The 4,682-nt window shown below is 58.5% G+C and carries 5 protein-coding genes and 1 pseudogene; 2 read left to right on the forward strand and 4 right to left on the reverse strand.

Going from position 1 to position 4,682, the window contains the following annotated elements:
• The first annotated feature begins 244 nt into the window (after nucleotides 1–244).
• Complete coding sequence (locus OZ411_RS42505; protein WP_282532739.1) at nucleotides 245–1,276, forward strand: IS110 family transposase; 1,032 nt, start codon at nucleotides 245–247, stop codon at nucleotides 1,274–1,276.
• A 379-nt stretch (nucleotides 1,277–1,655) separates the two neighbouring features.
• On the opposite strand, the gene OZ411_RS42510 is transcribed toward OZ411_RS42505, so the two are convergent.
• The 3 genes from OZ411_RS42510 to OZ411_RS43480 form a co-directional block, all read right to left on the reverse strand.
• A complete protein-coding gene (locus tag OZ411_RS42510; protein WP_282532740.1) occupies nucleotides 1,656–1,925 on the reverse strand; it encodes a hypothetical protein in 270 nt (89 codons plus the stop codon).
• 543 nt (nucleotides 1,926–2,468) lie between these two features.
• A complete protein-coding gene (locus OZ411_RS43475; RefSeq protein WP_349017084.1) occupies nucleotides 2,469–3,044 on the reverse strand; it encodes a methyltransferase in 576 nt (191 codons plus the stop codon).
• Nucleotides 3,041–3,478, reverse strand: a complete 438-nt coding sequence (locus OZ411_RS43480) for a methyltransferase dimerization domain-containing protein (protein ID WP_349017085.1) — start codon at nucleotides 3,476–3,478, stop codon at nucleotides 3,041–3,043. Before OZ411_RS43480 ends, OZ411_RS43475 begins: the two co-directional genes overlap by 4 nt.
• A gap of 345 nt (nucleotides 3,479–3,823) precedes the next feature.
• Between OZ411_RS43480 and OZ411_RS42520 the strand changes: the two genes are divergently transcribed.
• Entirely contained in the window at nucleotides 3,824–4,486 is a 663-nt protein-coding gene (locus OZ411_RS42520; RefSeq protein WP_282532741.1) for a phytochelatin synthase family protein, read from the forward strand.
• An 87-nt stretch (nucleotides 4,487–4,573) separates the two neighbouring features.
• Here the strand turns inward: OZ411_RS42520 and OZ411_RS42525 are convergent.
• Nucleotides 4,574–4,682, reverse strand: a pseudogene (locus tag OZ411_RS42525) (integrase); the annotation flags it as partial.

The following is a 4,682-nucleotide window of genomic DNA, read 5'->3' on the forward strand; positions in this document are numbered from 1 at the left end:
TCTCTCAGCCGTTCTCGCTTCGGTTATTCCCGTCTCGCGGCACTCGGCCGCGACCGCGACTTCCGGTCTTGGCCATTTTGAGACAAGCCGTAGGGCTCTGACAATGTCCGCTGATCGGGGAAGACCGGAAGTGATTGGCGGCCGGTCAAATCGACGCGAATGATGTGGTGGACGACGCCCGCTCCCGGCATCGAATGTGCCAAAGGGTGATCGTTGAACAACGAATCACCGGAGGGGTCGTCCAATGCAGGTTAGCACCATCGGCGTTGATCTCGCCAAGAACGTGTTCCAAGTCCACGGCGTGGATAGTGCGGGCAAGGTCGTCATCTCCCGCCAGTTGCGGCGCAAGCAGGTCATCGACTTCTTTAGCAAGATTCCTGCTTGCCTGGTCGGCATGGAAGCCTGCGGAACCGCTCATCATTGGGCGCGCGAGGTCTCCAAGCTCGGTCACACCGTCCGTCTGATGCCGCCGAGCTATGTGAAGGGCTATGTCAAACGGTCGAAGAACGATGCTGCCGACGCAGCCGCCATCTGTGAGGCCGTGACACGCCCATCGATGCGGTTCGTGCCGATCAAGTCGGCCGATCAGCAAGCCTTGCTGATGTTGCATCGAACGCGGGATCTTTTAATCCGTCAGCGCACGCAACTGATCAATGCGCTCCGAGCCCACCTTGCCGAGTTCGGCCTCGTTGCGGAGACGGGACGCGAAGGTCTCGCGCAGCTTGCCGCGATCATCACGGATGAAAGTAATCGCGAAGCTCTTCCATCTGCGATGAAACAGGCGTTGCAGGCCCTTGTCGATCAACTCGCGGCTCTCGAATTGCAGATCGGGACTCTGGATCGCGCCATTCACGCCCATCATCGTGCCAATGATATGAGCCGCCGCCTCGAGACCGTGCCCGGGATAGGCATGATCGGGGCCACGGCCATCGCTTCCACTGTCACAAACCCGAGTGCCTTCAAATCCGGTCGGGATTTTGCAGCATGGATCGGACTTGTGCCGCGGCAGCACTCGACGGGGGGCAAGGAGCGGCTCGGCGGCATCTCCAAGCAGGGAGATCGCTATCTCCGACGGTTGCTCGTCATCGGTGCAACAGCCGTCGTTCGACACGCCCGGCAGCATCCGCAAAAGCATCCCTGGGTCATCAGGCTGCTGGCCAAGAAGCCGGCCAAGCTCGTCGCCGTTGCCGTTGCCAACAAGATGGCACGCATCGCTTGGGCGATCATGGCCAAGGGAGGATATTATCGACCGCCGGAGCTTGCTGCAGCCGCCTGAAGAGGCTTGGCAATGGGAGCGTGAGGCGACGGCGGAGCAAGACAATCGAATTGCGAGGGTGATGATGGCGTGATGCGAAACGGTCGAGCCGTCGATTGGGACAACCCGCTTCTGGGTCATGGGCATCAAAGCCCGTGCGAATGATTGGGACCCGATCCGCGGACTACATCAGGGCCAGCGGTCATGGTGCCGCGCAAACAGGCCGGACACATGACCTGCACCCGACCGCAAGCCGCACGTCAGATTCTTCTTGCAACGCGGGCGTCGTCCACACATGACCCATAGCGGTCATTGTGGCGCGCCTGATGAAGGTACTTGGTCAGCACCAGTGTCTCGTCGCGGAGACCGATGAAAACGCAGCGTTCAAACAACAGCCCGATCAATGTTTGGGTGCGGGATGTCGATTGCGAGCTTTTTCACTGTTTGCCAAGAGCTGATCGTATAATCGGTCAATCTCGCGCGCCTGATCAGGCGTGACATCCTCCTGATGCAAGCCTCTCAGCTCATGCTCGGTTGGCTGGTAATTGTGACCATCGCGAATCGGCCATCCTCCCTTGCGGAGTGACGATGCGTCGTCTGCAGATCCGATGCTTGCCAGCAATAACGACGCCAGAGCCAATGCGCTCCCACAGACAATCTTGCTTGACATGGCCCGCTCTCAAAGCAGCTATCGAGCTCAGACGTGAACCCGCCGCGGTGGCAGGGAACTAGTCCCGACCGTCAATCAGTTCGCTCCGCAGTTTGACATCCGAAAGCTCTGATCAAGACGCTAGTTCGTCGTATAAAAAATATGCGACGACTTCAACGCCATGGCTTTCGAAAAACAACGATCTTTTTTCTGTAGGCACGTCGAACAGGAACGCGGCGAGCCCGCTCAATCGAAGTTCACGCGAGTATCCGGAGCGACCGGGGGGCCCACCACGGCGGCACGACACGCTCGAGCCCCCTCGGAACAATCAAGGCCTGTACGGGCGCAAGCTCATTCTGATTAGGGCGAAGTTGCAAGTCCGCGAAGCGGTCGTATGCATCCGATTCTGGCCCCAAGCAGCGGTTGCACGATGTCAGCTATTCCGCCGCTGTCAGGGGGTAAACAGACATCCGGCGAATAGGCCAAAAATGACGCGAGTGACCCTGAGCGGACGTCGCGCCATTGCACCATCCGACGCGTCGGACGGCGATCCGCTCGGAGAACCTACTTTAATCCGATCACCATCGAATCCGGACCGACAAGCGGTTCGACCCGCGTTTTTGAAAAGCCGACCTCGCGCATCCAGGCCTGACAGTCCTCTGCCGTATAGTCGAACCCACCGGGAGTTTCGATCAGCATATTTAAGCTCATCATGAGACCGAAAGCGTTTTTGCGGCGATCATCGTCGATGATGGCATCATAAACGACGACGGCGCCGCCTTTCGGAAGAGCATCAAATACCTTGCCTAGAAGCATCTTTTTCTGGGCAAGGTCCCAATCATGGAGGATGTGACCCATGACGATGACATCAACTTTCGGCAGAGGGTCCTCGAAGAAACTCCCGCCATGAAACCGCACTCGGTCCTCCACCTCGCGGTGAGCAATAAATTCCTCGAAGATTGGCTTGATCGGGGAAAGGTCCAAGCCGATACCGGTGAGGTGGGGATGGGCGCGGGCAACAGTAGCGGGAAGCATGCCCTGAGCTGAACCAAGATCCATGAAGGTCTTGTAGTTGCTCCATGGAAAGTTGGCAGCAATGGCGTGGGCCGCGCCTGCACTTATTCCACTCATCGCCCTCACAAATCCCCGCAACCGCTCCGGATCGGCATACAGGGCCGTAAACAGGTTTTCTCCGCCCCCTTACCCTCGTTCTGCATTTCGCCGGTCCGCAGGGCCTCCGTGAGCGATCCCCAGAAGCCATAGAGCCGGGCATTTGCCATTTCCAGCATGCCGCCGATATAGGATGCCTTGGCTCGATCGAGAAACAGGTCGGTGTCTACGGTGTTGCTGTAGATGCCGTTCTCGCGCTCCAGCAACTTGAGTGCCACCAGCGCATCGAGGAAGTCGCGGGCTGATCGCTGATGCAGTGCAAGCTTTCGTTGAAGCGTCGGCAGGTCGGCGGGTGCATTCGCCAAGGTGCTGAACACGCCCAGCTCGACAGCACTCAGGAGTGTTTTGGATGCCCAAAAGCCCAAACCAACTTGCATAATATGTTCCGGTGTTGCTGCACTCACGATGTGATCCTCACTTATGGCTGTCACCTAGTACGCCAAGATGGTGGCGGGGTCTCGCTACGGCATCATTTCAATAACGGCGGAACAATTGCGGTTGTAACATTCGGCTCGGCAGGCGCAACCGGCGCGGATTAAGGGTCTTCAGGTCTGCTCCTGGCCCAGGCCGAAACCCGGATTGAAGATCGCCGCGCCAGCTCACCGGGGTAGAGCGGACGCCGCTCAGCGCAGCGTCAAATGCCGCTTGTGACCCTCAACGGACGTTCAAAATGAACCTCTCCCGCCAGTTTGCTTGAGGATATAATCTCGCCAAGGTCACGGTCGTGACTGCCGCTAAGGTTCAGACCCATGAAGCGATGGCACTACGTCAGTATCATCAGCTTGGTTGTCGCTGCGGGTCTGCTGGGTGCCGGGGCTCTGGTCGTCGGCCAGTCACGCGTGCCATCAGAAACCATAGCGTCCTCGGTAACACGTACACCGGAGCTTATAGAGCGCGCGTGGCACCTGCCAGTGGCAGCCACATTCCACAATTACGTTAGCTGGCAGACTAATGGTTCTCGTTGCGGACCTGCCGCTGTTGCGAATGCGTATAGGTCGCTTGGCGAGGCGGCAAGCACGGAGGGCAAGGTATTGGCTGGCACAGGGCGGTGCTGGACGGGCGTATGCATTCTGGGCCTTACGCTCGATGAGCTGGCCGAGGTCGCCCGGGCCAATACGAGCCGGAAAGTTACGGTCTTGCGCGATCTCAGCGAAGACCAGTTTCTGGAGCATCTGCGTCGCTCCAACGATCCGGGCAGACGCTACATCGTGAATTTCGATCGCGCACAAATCTTTGGCGCTAGTGTTGGACATCATTCTCCGATCGGCGGCTATCTCGAAGGCGAGGATCTAGTATTCGTGCTCGATGTCAATTCCGACTACCAGCCATGGCTGGTCGAGCGGAAGCGGCTGTTCGCCGCTGTAAATACGTTCGACGGCGATAAGAAGCGGGGGCTGCTGCTGATAGAGTAACAACTTTTGCAATGCCCGCGGCATATCGCCTAGGCCCGAAGCCGCCTATAAAGCACGGGCAGAGCATGTCCGCTCTGCCCCGGTAGTTCAGACGTCAACCTGTTCCGCTATGGCGAGCGCGTCGTCGACCTCAATGCCCAGATATCGGACGGTGCTCTCGATTTTTGTGTGGCCCAACAAAAGCTGCACGGCTCGC

It is taken from the genome of Bradyrhizobium sp. Arg237L, assembly GCF_029990105.1.
Lineage (GTDB): Bacteria > Pseudomonadota > Alphaproteobacteria > Rhizobiales > Xanthobacteraceae > Bradyrhizobium.